This window comes from Fulvimarina manganoxydans (assembly GCF_900176465.1).
Taxonomy (GTDB): Bacteria; Pseudomonadota; Alphaproteobacteria; order Rhizobiales; family Rhizobiaceae; genus Fulvimarina; species Fulvimarina manganoxydans.
On sequence record NZ_FWXR01000002.1, the window covers coordinates 361,427 to 378,669 of the forward strand.

The 17,243-nt window shown below is 65.2% G+C and carries 11 protein-coding genes; all 11 read left to right on the top strand.

Annotation, left to right across the window (positions count from 1 at the left end; genetic code table 11):
* Positions 1 to 220: 220 nt before the first annotated feature.
* The 11 genes from B9A15_RS04385 to B9A15_RS04435 all read left to right on the top strand — a co-directional run bounded on the left by B9A15_RS04385 (position 221) and on the right by B9A15_RS04435 (position 17,066).
* Positions 221 to 1,306 (top strand): efflux RND transporter periplasmic adaptor subunit, encoded by a 1,086-nt coding sequence (locus B9A15_RS04385; RefSeq protein WP_170923165.1) that lies wholly within the window; start codon positions 221 to 223, stop codon positions 1,304 to 1,306.
* Positions 1,306 to 4,386, top strand: coding sequence for an efflux RND transporter permease subunit (locus B9A15_RS04390; RefSeq protein ID WP_210190475.1), 3,081 nt, complete (start codon positions 1,306 to 1,308; stop codon positions 4,384 to 4,386). Before B9A15_RS04385 ends, B9A15_RS04390 begins: the two co-directional genes overlap by 1 nt.
* Positions 4,387 to 4,555: 169 nt before the next feature.
* Positions 4,556 to 5,842, top strand: a complete 1,287-nt coding sequence (locus B9A15_RS04395) for a cytochrome c (protein ID WP_084408801.1) — start codon at positions 4,556 to 4,558, stop codon at positions 5,840 to 5,842.
* Between the two features lie 28 nt (positions 5,843 to 5,870).
* The gene (locus tag B9A15_RS04400; RefSeq protein WP_084408802.1) at positions 5,871 to 6,386 is read left to right on the top strand and encodes a (2Fe-2S)-binding protein; all 516 of its coding nucleotides are present in this window, start codon (positions 5,871 to 5,873) and stop codon (positions 6,384 to 6,386) included.
* On the top strand, positions 6,383 to 8,650 hold the full coding sequence (locus B9A15_RS04405; protein WP_244556785.1) for a xanthine dehydrogenase family protein molybdopterin-binding subunit: 2,268 nt from the start codon (positions 6,383 to 6,385) through the stop codon (positions 8,648 to 8,650). Before B9A15_RS04400 ends, B9A15_RS04405 begins: the two co-directional genes overlap by 4 nt.
* 414 nt (positions 8,651 to 9,064) lie before the next feature.
* The gene (gene kdpF, locus B9A15_RS23765; protein WP_139798202.1) at positions 9,065 to 9,151 is read left to right on the top strand and encodes a K(+)-transporting ATPase subunit F; all 87 of its coding nucleotides are present in this window, start codon (positions 9,065 to 9,067) and stop codon (positions 9,149 to 9,151) included.
* A gap of 28 nt (positions 9,152 to 9,179) precedes the next feature.
* A complete protein-coding gene (gene kdpA, locus B9A15_RS04415) occupies positions 9,180 to 10,889 on the top strand; it encodes a potassium-transporting ATPase subunit KdpA (RefSeq protein ID WP_084408804.1) in 1,710 nt (569 codons plus the stop codon).
* Between the two features lie 92 nt (positions 10,890 to 10,981).
* Positions 10,982 to 13,036: a potassium-transporting ATPase subunit KdpB gene (kdpB, locus tag B9A15_RS04420; RefSeq protein WP_084408805.1), complete on the top strand. Its 2,055-nt coding sequence runs from the start codon at positions 10,982 to 10,984 to the stop codon at positions 13,034 to 13,036.
* 23 nt (positions 13,037 to 13,059) lie between these two features.
* Complete coding sequence (gene kdpC / locus B9A15_RS04425; RefSeq protein WP_084408806.1) at positions 13,060 to 13,641, top strand: potassium-transporting ATPase subunit KdpC; 582 nt, start codon at positions 13,060 to 13,062, stop codon at positions 13,639 to 13,641.
* Positions 13,642 to 13,713: 72 nt separating this feature from the next.
* On the top strand, positions 13,714 to 16,386 hold the full coding sequence (locus tag B9A15_RS04430) for a sensor histidine kinase (RefSeq protein ID WP_084408807.1): 2,673 nt from the start codon (positions 13,714 to 13,716) through the stop codon (positions 16,384 to 16,386).
* Entirely contained in the window at positions 16,383 to 17,066 is a 684-nt protein-coding gene (locus tag B9A15_RS04435; RefSeq protein ID WP_084408808.1) for a response regulator, read from the top strand. Before B9A15_RS04430 ends, B9A15_RS04435 begins: the two co-directional genes overlap by 4 nt.
* The last annotated feature ends 177 nt before the right edge of the window (positions 17,067 to 17,243 follow it).

The window sequence follows — 17,243 nt, forward strand, 5'->3', positions numbered from 1 at the left end:
GTCGGCCGCTTCGATCGAGTCCGCATTCCGGTAGGTGCCTGGAACACGACGCCGTTCGTCTCGCGCCGAGCATCGTCGATCGGTCCGGCGTCGCGAAGGACGTGACGCATATCGAGAGCCCGTTTCCCATCGACCATGTGTCATTTTGTTCCGCCCGCTTTGACGTCGGCCGTGAGGAGAGCAACTCTGTTCCAACCGGACCCATGGCCTGGAGCTTGATTTGGCGAAAGCGATCAGATGGATCGTCGGACTTCTGGTCGTTGCAGCCTTTGCCGGCGCCGGCGTCTACGGCACACGATATTTGACGGGGACCCAATCGGAACCTGCGGCGAAACAGGAGCGGTCGGCGACACGGATCGCCGTCTCGACGCCGCAGAGGCGTAATCTGGAGGACCGCTATTCGGCGGTCGGCACTGTGTTGCCGCTGCGTTCGATCGAACTGAGGCCGCTCGCAGCCGGTCGGGTCGTCTCTGCGCCGGTCTCGTCGGGCGACCAGCTCTCCGAAGGCGACCTGGTCTTCGAGCTCGACAGCCGCGCTGCGAGAGCCGAGCTCGCCAATGCCGAGGCGAGCTTTGAGGAAGCACGCCAGGAACTCGAACGGTTCGAGGAGTTGGAGGACAGAAACATATCGTCCGAAGCCCGGATCGAGACGGTGCGCGCAGCATATCGCCGCGCGGAGGCGGCGCTGCAGCTTCGCCGCGCCAATCTCGACGACCGCCGCCTCCTCGCCCCCTTCGACGGCGTCGTCGGCGCCTATGACCTCGATCCCGGCGAATATATCGATCCTGCGACGGTCGTCTCGACGCTTCAGGACCTGAGCGCCGTCGAGGCCGAGTTCGCGTTGCCCGAGCGCTACTTCGCCCGCGCCCGAAAGGGCCAGACAGTCCGCCTCAGCGCCCGACCCTATCCGGACCGCCGGTTCACCGGCGAGGTCGACTTCGTCTCTCCCACGATCGCCGAAGGATCTCGCAGCTTCGATGTCCGGGTGCGGGTCGACAATGATGACCGTGCGCTCGCGGGCGGCATGTTCGTCGATGCCGAACTCGTCTTCGAGACCTACGAGGGGCTGACCGTCCCCGATGATGCGGTCATCAGCGAAGGCTCGGCCACTTACGTCTTTACCGTCGAGGACGGTAGGGCGAGGCGGACCGACATCGCCCTCGGCCAGAGCTCCGACGGTCAGAGCGAGATCGTGGATGGACTGAACGAAGAAGCTCAGGTCGTCGTGACCGGATGGGACAATCTGTCGGACGGAGCCCCTGTCGAGATCGTCGGGGAAGCTGCTCTTGACGAGGTACTGGACTGATGTTGTCCGATCTGAGCCTTCGCCGACCGGTTCTCGCTTCGGTCGTCTCCATCCTCATCGTCATCCTCGGCATCGCCGGGCTCTCGCGGATGCCCATCCGCGAGCTGCCGGATGTCGATGCGGCGGAGGTGACGGTGAGTGTCGCCTATGTCGGGGCCGGGCCCGCCGTCGTCGATGCGGAGGTCACGACGGTCATCGAGGGCGCGATCTCGACCGTCGCGGGCGTCGATTCCTTTGCTACGGAAGCCGAACTCGGCGGCTCGCGCACCGTGATCACCTTCGAGCCGAACCGCGACATCGATCAGGCGACCGCCGACGTCAGAGCGGCCGTGCAGTCCGTCGCACCGAACCTGCCGGAACCCGCCGAAGAGCCAAAGGTGGAAAAGAACGACACCGAGGGCGACCCGATCATCCGCCTGACGCTGGTCAGCGACGTGCTTTCAGCGCGGGAATTAACCGACTATGCGGAGCGCTTTGTCACGGCGCGTCTCGAGACGATTTCGGGCGTCGCGGCGGCGCAGCTCTCCGGCGAGCGGCTCTACGCCATGCGCGTCTGGCTCGATCCGAGCGCAATGGCCTCGCGCGGCGTCACCGTCGACGACATCGCCTCGGCCCTCGAGGCGAACAATATCGAATTGCCCGCCGGCCAGATCGAAACTGGTTCGCGCAATCTTCTCCTGCGCACCGAGACGCGGCTTGCCTCGGTCGAGGCCTTCGAGAACCTGATCGTCGCGCAGCGCGAAGGCTTTCCGATCCGGCTGGGTTCGCTCGCGCGGATCGAACTCGGCGTCGAGTCGGACGACACCGTGTTCCGTGCGAACGGCGAGACGGCCATCGGCCTCGGCATTCTGCGGCAGTCCAGCGCCAACACGCTGGCGATCTCGGCAGAGGTTGAACGCTTCGTGGAAGAGATCGCCGACGAACTGCCAGCCGGCACGACGATCCAGATCACCAGCGACGACGCGGACTTCATTCGCAATTCGATCGTCGAAGTTCTGACGACGCTCGCTATCGCCGTGGCGGTTGTGGTTTTTGTCATATTCGTTTTCCTCGCCTCCGCACGCTCGACCCTCGTGCCAGCGGTCACCATCCCGATCGCGCTTCTCGGCGCCTGCGCAGGGATCGCGTTTGTCGGCTTCTCGATCAACATCCTGACGCTCTTCGCGCTGATCCTCGCGATCGGTCTCGTCGTCGACGATGCGATCGTAGTCCTCGAAAATATCGAGCGGCGGCTGGAAGAAGGAGAGGTGCCGCGCGAAGCGGCCTCGAAGGGCGCGAGGGAAGTGTTCTTCGCCGTCGTCTCGACCTCGGCCACGCTCATCGCCGTGTTCCTGCCGCTCTCGTTTCTGGAGGGCGAGATCGGGCGGCTCTTCACCGAATTCGGGATCACCCTCGCGATCGCGGTCGCCGTCTCGACCTTCGTCGCACTGACGCTCTGCCCGGTCCTTGCAGCAAAGGTCCTGAGGAAGCGGGAAAAGCCGAACCCTCTCGCACGGCTCGTCACCGCAATCACCCGCCGTCTATCGAACGGCTACCGGCGGCTTCTGACAACCTGCCTGAAAGCGCCGCTCGTCATCCTTGCGCTCGCGGCGCTCTTCAGCGGCATGTCCTGGACATTCTACCAGACGCTGCCGTCCGAACTGACGCCGGAGGAAGATCGCGGCGTCTTCTTCGTCAGCGTCGACGGACCCGCCGGCGCCGGCCTCGGCTTCACGGACGTCGTTGTCCAGCGCATCGAGGAATTGATCCGGCCCTATCGCGACGAGGGCACGGTAGAGGACGTCATCTCGATCGTCGGCCAATACGGCGAGACCGGCCGGGCCTTCGTCGTTGCGGTGATGGCACCGTGGTCGGAAAGAAGCATGCGCCCCGACGAGATCCTCAGTGAACTGCGGCCGGACTTGTCCGCAATCACGCTTGCGAACGTTCGCGCCTTCGCGCCGTCCGGTCTCGATGCAGGTGGCGGCGGAACGCCGCTTGAGGCCGTCGTCACCGCACCGAGCTTCGAGCTTGCGGCAAGTTACTCGGAGGAACTTCAGAACCGCCTGCGCGAGACCCCCGGTATCATCGACGTCGAGCGCGATTACGAGGTGAACACGCCCGGTTTCGACATCGAGGTCGATCGGGAACGGGCCCGTCAGATCGGCATCGAAGCCCGCACCGTCGCCGACACCGTGCGCACCTTCTTCGCTTCGGCCGAGGTGACGGAATATATCGAGCGCGACCGCCGCTATCCGGTTATTCTGCAGGCCCCGGATGACCAGCGCCGCGACGTATCGGACCTGACCGGACTTTACGTCCGGACGAGCGGAGGCTCGCTCGTCCCCCTCGACGGTCTGGTGGAGGTGACCCGACGGGCCTCGGTGCGCGCCTTCAATCGCTACGACCGCCAACCGTCGGTCGAGATTTCGGCAGGGCTCGCCGATGGAACCGATCTCGCCTCCGCGATCGCGGCGACCGAGGCCATCGCAGATGAGCTTCCCTCGCAGATGGGCCTCTCCTGGACGGGGCAGGCCAAACAGTTTCAGGAGACTTCGGGCGGCGTTCTTGTCACCTTCGGTCTCTCTCTACTGATTGTCTATCTCGTCCTCGCCGCGCAGTTCGAGAGCTTCGTTCAGCCGATCGTCATCCTTCTTTCCGTACCCTTGGCGGTCGCCGGCGCGCTCACGACGCTCTTCGCACTTGGCGAGGCGATCAACATCTATTCCCAGGTCGGGATGGTGATGCTGATCGGTCTGATGGCAAAGAACGGGATCCTTATCGTCGAATTCGCCAACCAGCTGCGGGCCGAGGGCCGGTCGGTGCGCGAGGCGGTGACGGAAGCCTCTGTCGTCCGGTTGCGTCCGATCCTGATGACGGTCCTGTCCACCGTCCTTGGCGCGGTGCCCCTCGTGCTGTCGACCGGGGCTGGCGCAGAGAGCCGCTTTGCGATCGGCCTCATCATCATCGGCGGCTATCTCATCGCCTCGATCCTGACGCTCTTCCTCACGCCCATCCTCTACGATCTTTTTCAGTCGGATGGCAGCCCCAGGGAGCCTTCGTCGGAGCAAAAGCCGGATCCCATCGCGGCGAGTTATTAACCGACCGCAATCATCCGCCGGCCAGTCGCAGGAAAGCGCTTCGTGAACGAGATTTGATCGCTTCTCGTTCGACAGACCGCTTCGGGATACAAGATGAGGTCATACAGAGCCGAACGATCAAGCCATTGATCGAGCAGGAAATTGAAAACATGCCGATGCTGCCGACCGCATGAAGAAAGTCCTTCTCTCGATCGCCCGGCTCGCCGTTCTCGTCGTCGCGGCCTTCTTCGCTTTCGCCTTGTCGCCAGCGGAGATCGATGCCATTGAGCGACCGGCTGCGGACAGCTTCGATGCAGACCTCGTCGCGAAAGGCAGAGACCTTGCGGCGCTCGGCAATTGCCTCACCTGCCACCAGAGCGAAGGCGGCGCGCCTTATGCTGGTGGTTACGGCGTCGAAACGCCCGTCGGCACCATCTACGGCTCCAACATCACGCCCGATCCCGAGACCGGCATCGGACGCTGGAGCAAGGCAGCCTTCGTCCGATCGATGCGCGAAGGGCTCGGCCGCGAGGGCGAACATCTCTATCCCGCCTTTCCCTATACGCACTTCACGCGCGTGACCGATGGCGATCTCGAAGCGCTCTATGCCTTCCTGATGACGCGCCAAGCCGTCGCGAAGACCGTTCCGAACCCGGACCTTCCCTTCCCGATGAATGTCAGGCCTTTGCTCGCGGCGTGGAAACTTCTCTTTCTCGATGAGGGCGCAGCCCCGTCAGACGGCTTGGGTGATGAGTTGGAACGCGGCCGCTACCTCGTCGATGGGCTCGGCCATTGCGGCGCATGCCATACGCCGCGTAACCTCTTCCTTACCGAAAAGACCGACGCCTACCTTCGCGGCGGCGAAGCGTCGGGCTGGGCCAATCCGCCGCTTGCGGGCGACATTCACTCGCCGTCGCCTTGGACCGCCGTCCAGATCGCGACCTATCTCGACGGCGGGTTCGCCGAGGCCCACGGCGTCGCCGCAGGTCCGATGGCCGAGGTCGCCGCGAAGCTGAAGGACGCGCCCGCCGCGGACATCTCGGCGATGGCCGCCTATCTCGTCTCCCTGCAAACGGGAGTCGCAATGCCGTCTGCCGACAACAGCAAGACCGCCACCCCGAGCGAGCGCATCGCGCTCGGCGAAACGCTGTATCGCGGCGCCTGCGCCCGCTGCCACGAGGCGAACGGCCAGAGAGGGACGAGCGCGCCCGGTTCGTCGCAAGGCCTGCCGCTCGCCCAGTCGACCGCGCTCCATGCGCCGGACGGACGCAACTTCGCTCAGTTCGTGCTCCATGGTGTGGAGGCGCCAAATGGGGAGGCAGGTTGGCCGATGCCGGGCTTTGCCGACCTCCTTACCGACGAGCAGATCGCTGCGATCGCCGACTATCTGCGGCACGAACTCGCCCAGCAGTCTGTCTGGGACGACATGAGCGAACGCATCGCCGACATCCGGTCGCAGGGGGAGGTCGCACGGTGACGCCATGCAGAGAAGAAAGGATCGGACCATGGTCGCGATGACGGTCAACGGCAAGTCGGTCTCGGTCGACGCCGACCCCGAAACACCGCTTCTCTATGTCCTGCGCAACGAACTCGAGCTCAACGGCGCGAAGTTCGGCTGCGGCCTCGGCCAATGCGGGGCCTGCACGGTGCTCGTCGACGGCAAGGCGGCGATCTCCTGCCTCCTGCCCCTCGCAGCGCTCGAAGGGCGCGCCATCACTACACTCGAGGGGCTCGGCACCGCCGAAGCGCCGGGGCCGGTGCAGGCCGCGTTCATCGAGGAGCAGGCAGCCCAGTGCGGCTACTGCATTCCCGGCATGATCATGCGAATGGCAGGCCTCCTTGCCGAGACGCCCGAGCCCGACGACGAAGAGATCCGCGCGGCCCTCCAGCCCAATCTCTGCCGCTGTGGCACGCATATGCGCATCCTGCGCGCGGCCCGGCGTGCGGCAGGCCGGCCTTCCGAGGAGGACAACTTCGCCTTCGCCGGCTCGGGGCAAAACGTGGGAGGAACGTCGTCGTGACGCATCATCGCTCGTCCTCCCCGCTCATTCCTCCGATCACCCGGCGCGGTTTCGTCGCCGGCGCGGGAAGCCTGACCCTCTCCTTCGCGCTCTCCGGCAGGGCGGCCGCGCAGAGTGAGGAGTCGGGCGTCGTCGACCAGACGGCCGAACTTCCAGGCAGCCTGTCGAAGGCACCGTTCCTCGACAGCTGGATTAGGATCGCGGCCGACGGCGCGATCACCGTCTTCACCGGCAAGGCCGAACTCGGCCAGGGCATCCGGACGGCGCTGCATCAGATCGCCGCGGAAATGCTGGGCGTCGATCCGCAGCGGATCGAACTCCTGACCGCCGATACGGATGCGACGCCGAACGAAGGCTACACCGCCGCGAGCCATTCCATGGAGGAGAGCGGATCGGCGATCATGAACGCTGCAGCCGAGGTGCGAGCGATCCTCGTTCAGCGGGCGGCCGAGCGTCTCGGGGTCGACGCGGAGACACTTCGGGTCGAGGACGGCGTCGTCATCGGAGGGCCGGAGGACCTCGCCTATAATATGCTCGTCGATGGCGAGACGCTGCACGTGCGCTACGAGGGGCGCGGTAGGAAGCCCGATCCGGCGACCTATAAGATCATGGGAACGCCGTTCCCGCGCACCGACATTCCGGCCAAGCTCACCGGCGCTCCGGCCTACGTACAGGATCTGCGCCTGCCGGGCATGGTGCATGCCCGCGTCATCCGCCCACCGGTCTCCGGCGCAAGGCTTGCCGAGTTCGATCAGGCCGCGGTCGAGGCGATGCCCGGCGTGATGGCTGTCGTACGGAACGGCAACTATCTGGCGGTCGTTGCAAGCGGCGAATACCAGGCCGTGGAGGCCAAGCGGGCGGCCGAGGGCGCAGCGCGCTGGACCGGCGGCATCGCGCTTCCCGAGCGCTCCGAAATCTACGATCGGCTCCAGGCCTCGGCCGCCGAGGAGACGGTGATCCACGAGACCGATGCCGGCTCCGGTTTCCCGGTCAAGCGCCTCAAAGCCCGCTACACGCGGCCCTTCCAGATGCATTCCTCGATCGGCCCGTCCTGCGCGGTCGGCTTGTTCGAGGACGGAAGGCTTACCGTCTGGACCCATACGCAAGGCGTTTACCCTGATCGCAAGGCGATCGCCGAGCTTCTCTCGATGGAGGAGAACGCGGTCAGGCTCATCCATATGCCGGGCGCCGGCTGCTACGGACACAACGGCGCTGACGATGCGGCAGCCGATGCCGCCCTCATCGCGACCGCGCTTCCCGGCCGTCCGGTTCGCGTCCAGTGGATGCGCGAGGACGAACATCTCTGGGAGCCCTACGGCTCGGCGATGGTGGTCGAGGCGAGCGCCGGGCTCGCCGCGGACGGGACGATCGCCGACTGGACCTACGACGTCTGGTCCTATCCCCATTCGACGCGGCCGGGCGGGGCCGGAAACCTCATCGCAGGCAACCTCGTCGCCGATCCGTTCAGGCTGGCACCACCGACGAACATTCCTCAACCGGCAGGAGGCGGCGACAGAAACGCCGTCCCGCCCTACGACATTCCCGGGGCGCGGGTGACGAAGCACTTCGTCACCGACATGACGCTCCGCGTCAGCGCGCTGCGCGGTCTCGGAGCCTTTATGAACGTCTTCTCGCTGGAAAGCTTCGTCGACGAACTCGCCGAAGCGGCAGGGGCCGATCCGGTCGCGTTCCGGCTCGCCATGCTCGATGACCCGCGTGCAGGGGACGTCGTTACGGCAGCGGCGACGGATTTCGGCTGGGACGGCTGGACGGCGCCCGCGCCCGGCTTCGGACGTGGTTTCGCCTACGCCCGCTACAAGAATCTCGCCGCCTACTGCGCCGTCGCGATCGAGCTCCAGGTGACGCCGGAGACCGGTGCGATCCGTATCCACCGTGCGGTCTCGTCGGTCGACAGCGGTCAGATCGTCAACCCCAATGGCGTACGCAATCAAATCGAGGGCGGGATCGTGCAGTCGGCGAGTTGGACGCTCTTCGAGGAGGTCCTGTATTCACCCGACAGGATCGAGAGCCGCGACTGGTCGGCCTATCCGATCCTCAGGTTCGACGCGGTCCCCGCTAGCGTCAGGGTCAGGCCGATCGACCGGCCGGGCGAGCCGTTTCTCGGCACGGGCGAATGCGCACAGGGGCCGACGGCCGCTGCAATCGCCAACGCCGTCCGCGACGCCACCGGCGTGCGCATTCGCGATCTGCCCTATTCGCCAAAACGACTGCAAACCGCCCTTCGAGAGACTGAATTTTCGTAGGACCGCTAGTGATACGCGTACACTTCAACGCTGAGCATAGACGTGACGGCTCGTGCCTGCGCTGCCAAACTTTAGGAAAGTCTGAGTAGGGCCAAAAGCGGAAGGTCCGTTTTGGAGCACTGAGATCGGAAAACCACCGATCCGGGTCCGCCCCGTCTTCGTCGTCCGAGGCCTCGGAGTTTCGGACCGGCGCAGACATGGCGAATGAGACGATCATGACCCGGCCGCGAGCCGTTGGCTCCGTTCGCCCAGGCATCTCAAAATTCGTATGGCGCCTTTATGCCGATCGGGTCCACTTGCGGGGCGATCCCGAAAGGAGGGCTCGCTCGTGTTCGATCTTCTGTACCTAGCCGTGGGGCTGGGCTTTTTCATTCTGATGGCCGCATATGCGCGCTGGGCCGGACGGGCCTGACGATGTTCGACGTCGTCCTCGGCGGCGCAGTCGCGCTCGCCATCACCGGCTATCTGGTTTTCGCCCTCGTGCGGCCAGAGCGGTTCTGAACCCTTCCTACCCTGAAAGGCATCCGCCATGACCGTCGTCGGCTGGCTGCAAATCCTTGTCATTCTCGCGGCTGTTGTCGCTTTCGCCATGCCGCTTGGCGCCTTCATGTCGAAGGTGTTTCAAGGCGAGCGCAATGTCCTGACGCCCGTGCTCGGCCCCGTCGAGCGAAGCTTCCATCGGCTCGCCGGCATCGATCCCGGCAAGGAGCAGAGCTGGCTGGGCTATGCGCTGGCGATGCTCGCCTTCAATGCGGCCGGCTTCCTGATCCTCTACCTGCTCCTGCGAGCCCAAGGCTTGCTGCCCTTTAACCCGCAAGGGTTCGCAGGGCTCTCGCCGGATCTCGCCTTCAACACCGCCGTCTCCTTCGTCACCAACACGAACTGGCAGGCCTATGGCGGCGAAACCACGATGAGCCATCTCAGCCAGATGGCCGGGCTGACGGTGCAGAACTTTCTTTCAGCGGCGACCGGCATCGCGCTCGCGGTCGCACTGGTGCGTGCCTTCGCCCGCTCCGGAGCTCAGACCGTCGGCAACTTCTTCACGGATGTCATCCGGGCGACCCTCTACGTCCTCCTGCCCTTGGCGGTCGTGACGGGTCTTGCGCAGGTCGCGATGGGCACGCCGCAAACGCTCGAGGCTTCGGCGACTGTCGAAACGCTCGAAGGCGGCGAGCAGACATTGGCACTCGGTCCGGTCGCCTCGCAGATCGCGATCAAGCAGATCGGCACCAATGGCGGCGGTTTCTTCAACGTCAACGCCGCGCATCCTTACGAAAACCCGTCGCCGCTCTCGAATGCCCTGACGATATGGCAGATGCTCGTCGTCTCGATCGCGCTCGTCTTCGCCTTTGGGCGGCTGATCGGCGACAAGCGACAGGCGGTCGCGATCCTTTCGGTCATGGCGCTCCTGCTCGTCGCAGGCATCGGTGTCGCCTACTGGGCGGAAGCGGCCGGCACACCCATCCTCGCCTCGGCCGGCCTCGATCCCGCCGGTGGCAATATGGAAGGCAAGGAGGTCCGCTTCGGTCTTGCCGCCTCCGCCATGTTCGCGGCCGTCACCACGGGTCTGTCGGACGGTGCTGTCAACTCGATGCACGGCTCCTTCACCCCGCTCGGCGGCATGGTGCCGATGGTGCTCATCATGCTCGGCGAAATCCTGCCGGGCGGTGTCGGCGCCGGCCTCTACGGCATGCTCCTGATCGCGATCATTACGGTATTCGTGGCCGGGCTGATGGTCGGTCGCACGCCGGAATATCTCGGCAAGAAGATCGAGGCGAAAGAGATGAAGATGGCGATCCTCGCCATTCTAATCCTGCCGACCGCGATCCTTGGCTTCTCGGCGGTCTCCGCCGTTCTTCCTGCGGCGCTGTCCGGGCTCGGGAACGCCGGGCCGCACGGCCTCTCGGAGATCTACTACGCCTATTCGTCGGCGACGGGGAACAACGGTTCAGCCTTCGGCGGCCTCGCGGCCAACTCGCCCTGGTGGAACACGACGCTGGGGCTTGCGATGCTTCTCGGCCGCTTCGCTTACATCGTGCCGATGATGGCGATCGCAGGTTCGCTCGTTGCCAAACCGAAACTCGCGCCCTCGGCAGGCACGTTTCCGACCCACGGCCCTCTCTTCGCCGGGCTTCTCGCCGGCATCATCCTGATCCTCGGCGGCCTCCAGTTCTTCCCGGCGCTCGCCCTCGGCCCCATCGCCGAACAGGTGCAGATGCTCGGCGGTAAGACCTTCTGACGACCGGGGGCGCGTCTCCCGAAAAGCGCTCCTTCAATCCGTTCTCAGTCTCCTTCGGTCCCTCGTGGACACGACCATAAGGAATCCCTTCAATGGCTGCCAAGGCCGCAACGTCTACCTTCCAGCCCGACCTCGTCGGACGGGCAACGGTCGATGCTTTCAAGAAGCTCAACCCCGCGGCTCTTATGCGCAGTCCGGTGATCTTCGTCACCGAGATCGTTGCCATGGTCGTCACGATCCTGTTCGTGCGCGACGTCGTCGCAGGCAATCCGCTTCTCTTCACGGGCCAGATCATGGCCTGGCTCTGGTTCACGGTGCTGTTCGCCAACTTCGCCGAGGCCATTGCGGAGGGGCGCGGCCGGGCGCAGGCAGCCTCGCTTCGCCAAGCCCGAACTGATACCGTCGCCAAGCGCCTAGCGGACCGAACGGACCGCTCCAGCGTCCGGCCCATCTCCGCCCTGGACTTGAAGATCGGCGACCATGTTCTGGTCGAGACGGGAGACCTCGTGCCCGGAGACGGCGAGATCGTCGAGGGTATTGCCTCCGTCAACGAGGCAGCGGTGACGGGCGAGTCGGCGCCCGTGATCCGGGAGGCCGGTGGCGACCGCTCGGCCGTCACCGGCGGCACCACCGTCGTCTCCGACTGGCTCATCGTGCGCATCACCGCGGCGCCCGGCTCATCCTTCCTCGATCGGATGATCGCTCTCGTGGAAGGCGCCGAGCGGCAGAAGACGCCGAACGAACTCGCGCTGACCATTCTCCTGGTGGGAATGACATTGATCTTCCTGATCGCCGTCGTGACGCTCACAGGCCTGTCGGCCTATGCCGGCGCCGCGGTTTCGGTGCCGATCCTCATTGCGCTTCTCGTTACGTTGATCCCGACGACCATCGGCGGGCTTTTGTCGGCGATCGGGATCGCCGGCATGGATCGTCTGATCCGGCACAACGTCCTCGCAATGTCCGGCAAGGCCGTGGAGGCCTCCGGCGACGTCGATACGCTTCTCCTCGACAAGACGGGCACGATCACCTTCGGCAACCGCATGGCATCGGAGTTCGTCGCGGTCGAAGGCATGAGTGCCGTCGAGATGGCCGAGATTGCCGTGGAGGCCTCGCTGGCAGACGAGACCGCCGAGGGACGTTCGATCCTTGTCCTCGCGCGCGATCGCTTCGGCATCGCCCTACCGGATGCGCCTCGACCAGGCGCGACCTTCATTCCGTTCTCGGCCGCGACGCGCCTGTCGGGTGTCGACCTTACGTCGAAGACGATCCGAAAGGGTTCGATCGACGCCATTCGGAAGTTCGTGCGCGAAACGGCAGGCCACGAGGTCGCGGAGCCTCGAGCGTTCACACAGGCTGTGGAGCGCATCGCCAGGAGCGGTGGTACGCCTCTCGGCCTTGCCGAAAACGGCCGCTTCATCGGCGTCATCCATTTGAAGGACGTTGTGAAGCCCGACATCAAGGAGCGCTTTGCCGAGCTGCGACGCATGGGCATCCGCACGGTGATGGTGACGGGCGACAATCCGGTGACGGCCGCGGCCATCGCGTCGGAGGCCGGCGTCGACGACTTCATTGCCGAAGCCACCCCGCAGGACAAGTTGAACTACATCCGCAACGAGCAGCGCCAGGGCCGCCTCGTCGCCATGTGCGGCGACGGCACCAACGATGCGCCAGCCCTCGCCCAGGCCGATGTCGGCGTCGCCATGCAGACTGGCACGCAGGCGGCGCGCGAGGCCGGCAACATGGTGGACCTCGACAGCGATCCGACCAAGCTCATCGAGATCGTTGGCATTGGCAAGCAGCTTCTGATGACGCGAGGGAGCCTGACGACCTTCTCGATCGCCAACGATGTCGCGAAGTACTTCGCGATCATCCCGGCTCTCTTTATCGCGGCGATCCCCGAACTCGACGTCCTGAACGTCATGGGTCTCTCGACGCCGGAAAGCGCGATCCTGTCGGCGGTCATCTTCAACGCTCTGGTGATCGTGGCGCTCATTCCGCTGGCGCTTACCGGCGTGCCCTATCGCGCCCTCGATGCCGCGACCGTGCTGCGTCGCAATCTCCTCGTCTACGGTCTCGGCGGCATTCTCGTGCCGTTCATCGGCATTAAGCTGATCGACGTCGTGGTCTCCTTCCTCAGTCTCGCCTGAGCTTCTTCGCAAGGACTATCTTCATGCTTTCGCAATTGCGTGCCACCGCAACGCTTCTCGCTCTTTTTACCCTCCTTCTGGGACTTGCCTATCCCTTGGCCATGACCGCCATCGCAGGTGTCGCATTCCCGGACCAGGCATCGGGAAGCCTCGTTACCCGGGGCGGGGTCGCCGTCGGCTCGTCGCTGATCGGTCAGTCCTTCACGGGGGCAGACTATCTCCAGCCGCGCCTATCGGCCGCCGGTGACGGCTACGACGGCTCGGCCTCGTCCGGCACCAATCTGGCTCCGACGAGTGCTCGCCTGGCCGAGCGATTGAGGACAGATGGACGGGCAATGAAGGCTGCGACTGGTGCCGCGCTGCTTCCGGCGGACGCGATCACCACCTCCGGCAGCGGCCTCGACCCGCACGTCTCGCCGGCCTTCGCCGAGCTCCAGGTGCCCCGCATCGCGCAGGCGCGTGGTCTTACCCCGCAGGAGGTTCGCCGCGTCATCACGCAGAACACCGCCGGCCGCACCCTCGGCCTTCTCGGCGAGCCGCGTGTTCTGGTTCTCGGTGTGAATCTCGGTCTCGATGCGCTTGCGCCAAACGCCGCCGCGAACTGACAGGCAGACGGGTGGCGGTGCGGATTTGCCTCGCTTGGCCGAGAGGCACGAAATAGCGGTAGAAGATCTTCAATGAGCGACCATGACGCGCCCCGTGCTTCACCCGACGCCCTTCTCGACCAGGCCGAGCGAGAAGGCCGAGGCAAGCTGCGCATGTTTCTCGGCGCAGCCCCCGGAGTTGGCAAAACCTACGCGATGCTTCAGGCCGCACGGGCCGAAAGGGCCGGCGGCCGCGACGTACTCGTTGGTATCGTGGAGACGCACGGACGTGCCGACACCGAGGCGATGATTGCCGACCTCGAGGTACTCCCCCGCCGCCTCATCCCATACAAGGGACGGCTTGTTCCCGAACTCGATCTCGATGAAGCGCTCGCCCGTCGGCCCTCGCTGCTGATCGTCGACGAATACGCCCACTCGAACGTCGAGGGATCGCGCCATCCGAAGCGTTGGCAGGATGTTGCAGAGTGTCTGAGAAACGGGATCGACGTATGGACGACGATGAACGTCCAGCACGTCGAAAGCCTGAACGACGTCGTCCAGCGCATCACCGGAGTGCGCGTACGCGAGACTGTACCGGATACCACTCTTAGGGTCGCCGACCAGATCGTCCTCGTCGATCTGCCGTCGGACGAACTCATTCGGCGGCTCGCCGAGGGCAAGGTCTATGTCGAGGACACGGCCACACGCGCCACGCAGAACTTCTTCAAGCCGTCAAACCTGACCGCGCTGCGCGAACTCGCCCTGCGGCAGGTGGCAGCGCAGGTCGATTCCGATCTCGTCGAGCGCATGCAGGGGAGCGCCATCGAAGGGCCGTGGGCCGCCGGCGAGCGCCTGCTCGTCTGTGTCGGCCCGAACGCGCAGGCCGAGCGGCTGGTGCGAGAAGGCAAACGGCTCGCGGATCTTCTCGACGCGCCCTGGTTCGCGGTTACGATCGAGCGACCCGGGGCGACGCTCGATCAGGGTGCCGCCTCGCGTCTCGATGCCACCATGCAACTGGCCAAGAGTCTCGGCGCCGAAACGCACAACCTCGTCGCGTCCGACCTTCCGGCCGAACTGCTGCGCTTCGCCCGCTTCGAGAACATCACGCAGATCCTCGTCGGGAAGGCACGCTCGCGGCGGATCCGGCTGCCCTGGGGCGACGGCAACCTCGCCGACGCCATCGTGCAGCGGGCGCGCGGGGTCTCCGTCCTTGTCCTGACTGAGAACGAAACCCTGGAAGCCTCGTCGTTCCGGTGGCCTGAGACAGGCGGATGGACCGGCTATCTCGCTACGACCGCCTTCGTCGCCGCCGCCTCGTTTGCGGGCAACATCCTGGCACGCTTCGTCTCGCTGCCAAACGTGTCGATGGTCTATCTCCTAGCGGTGCTAGCCCCGGCCCTGCTCTACGGCGTCTGGCCCGCGGTTCTTGCGTCCTTCCTGTCCTTCGCCGCCTACAACTACCTGTTCCTGGATCCGACCGGGACCTTTACCATCGCGCGCCCGCACGAATTGCTGGCGTTGACGATCTTCCTGATCATCGCCTTCGTGATATCGGCCGTGGCGGGGCAGGCGCGCGAACAGGTGCGCGCCTCGGCCCGGCGCACCCGTGCGGCCCGGCGGCTTTACGAGTTCACCCGCACGCTCTCGGCCCTGCCCGACGCGGGCGCCGTGGCGGAGGCTGCCGCCAGCGAGATCAATGCTGCGACGGGACGAGCCGTGACGATTCTTCAGCCCGAGGGGGCAGATCTTTCGATCGTCGCGTCCTGGCCACCGGATGATCGGCTCGACGTGCCCGCCCGCACCGCCGCACGGTGGGCGCATGAACATCGCGAAATGGCCGGCGCAGGCACGCAGACCCTGCCGTCCGCCGGCTGGACCTTCCTGCCGCTTGCCGTCCAGGACGCCCGCATTGGCGTGCTTGGCATCGAAAGCGCGTCGAACGCCCTACCCGATGCAGAGCTTCGCGCCCTCCTCTCCGCTCTCGCCGAGCAGACGGCCGTCGCTCTCCAAAGGGCGGTTCTTTCCACGGAGGTTCGCAGCGCGCGCACGGCGGCAGAGACCGAGAGGGTGCGCAACATCCTCCTTGCCTCGATCAGCCACGACTTCCGCACCCCTCTCGCCTCCATTCTGGGCGCCTCGACGGCCTTGATCGAGTATCAGGATCGGATCGATCCTGCCGTCCGGGAAGATCTTCTGGGCCAGGTCCGCGACGAAGCGCGCCATCTCGACCAGATGGTGCGCAATCTCCTCTCGATGACGCGCCTGGAAGCTGGCGCACTGGAGATTACGAAGGACTGGTTCGATATCGGCGAGATGCTCGACCGCATCGTCGATCAGGCCCGTCGCAGAGGCGCCCCGCAACGCTTCTTCGTCGACTGTCCGCCCGGGCCGATCCTCGCCTACGGCGACGCATCGCTCCTCGACCAGGCCGTCGGCAACATCGTCGGCAACGCGGTGAATTACGCGGGCGCGAAGGCGACCGTCACGCTCCGGGCGCGGACGGAACCCGACATCGTTACGATCGAGATCGTCGATGACGGACCTGGCGTCCCAGCGGACCTTCGCAACCACGTCTTCGAGAAGTTCACGCGCTTGCGCACCTCGGCTGCCGATGGTGGGGACAGCTCGGGGCTTGGTCTCGCGATCACCAAGGGCATTGTTGAGGCACATGGCGGCACTGTCGAGTTGCGGGCCGCCAATGCACCCCAGGATCTCGGAGCTGCCTTCATCATTCGATTGCCTTCCGAGCGCAGAGCAAGCCTATGATTCAGCCGACCATCCTCGTCGTCGACGACGAACCCGCCATCCATCGCTTCCTGAAACCCGTCCTCGAGGCGGAAGGATACCGGGTCGTTCAGGCGTTGATGGCCTCCGAAGCGCTTCGGAGTGCGATGGAAAATCCACCCGACGCGATCGTCCTCGATCTCGGACTGCCCGATCTCGACGGTAAGGACGTGATCAGGCGCCTGCGCAAGGTCTCGCAGGTTCCAATTGTCGTCCTGTCAGCGCGCGACCGGGAAACCGAAAAGATCCAGGCTCTCGACCTCGGCGCGGACGACTATGTTGAGAAGCCGTTCGGGGTCGGCGAACTGACGGCTCGGCTGCGTGCCGCACTGCGCCATGCACGACAAACCCTGGGTAATGGTGGCATCATGCGATGCGGCACGATCGAGATCAACGTCGATGCCCATCAGGTACGCAAGGCGGGAGCCGAGATCCGGCTCACGCGGCGCGAGTTCGACGTCCTCGTTGTTCTACTGCGTGAAGCCGGACGGGTCGTCACCCATAGACGCCTGCTAAAGGATGTGTGGGGCGCCGCAAACGAGGGCGATACTCAATATCTCCGCGTCTATATCGGGCAGCTTCGACAGAAGCTCGAAGACGATCCGTCAGCGCCGCGCCTGATCATCACCGAGCCCGGGATCGGCTACCGCCTCGTGAGTTAGCGTGCGATCGACGGCTTCTTGCGAATGCTCGCCAGAAGCGGACCTTTCGGACTCCAACCGTTCGAGCCGGCAGCTTTCGACCCTGGCTGTGTCAAAACGCTGCTCGTGCTATGGTCTTCCGGGTTGACCGGAGGTTGGCATGGGGCGCTTCGTTTGTGGTTCTGATCGCGATCAGGT